Raw genomic sequence first — 575 nt, forward strand, 5'->3', positions numbered from 1 at the left:
AAAGTCGCCCTCTAGTTCCGTTCGACTTGCATGCCTCATCCACGCTGCCAGCATTCAATCTGAACCAAGATCAAATTCTCAGAAAAAATTTCTTGAAAATTTGCTCATATTAGATCCAGCCCCACCTTTCGGTAGGGCTACCTTGTTACGACTTCATCCCAGTCATCAACCTTACCTTAGGCGCCTCTTCCCTTGCGGTTAAGCCAGCGACTTCGGGTAAAACCAACTCCCATGATGTGACGGGCGGTGTGTACAAGGCCCGGGAACGTATTCACGACGTTGTTGCTGACACGTCATTACTAGCAATTCCAACTTCATGTAGTCGAATTGCAGACTACAATCCGAACTGAGATCGGCTTTCTCGGATTTGCTCCACCTTACGGTCTTGCTGCCTTCTGTACCGACCATTGTAGCACGTGTGTAGCCCCAGACATAAAGGCCATGCGGACTTGACGTCATCCTCACCTTCCTCCTAGTTAACCTAGGCAGTCTCATTAGAGTCCCCACCTTCACGTGTTGGCAACTAATGATAAGGGTTGCGCTCGTTGCGGGACTTAACCCAACACCTCACGGCA

1 rRNA gene is annotated in these 575 nt (G+C 49.7%); it reads right to left on the reverse strand.

The annotated features are described in order from the left end of the window. Nucleotides 1-103: 103 nt before the first annotated feature. Nucleotides 104-575 (reverse strand): 16S ribosomal RNA (locus O6R16_RS08110); the annotation flags it as partial.

Source organism: Candidatus Rickettsia tasmaniensis (assembly GCF_036857515.1).
In the GTDB taxonomy this organism is placed as follows: Bacteria; Pseudomonadota; Alphaproteobacteria; order Rickettsiales; family Rickettsiaceae; genus Rickettsia; species Rickettsia rickettsii.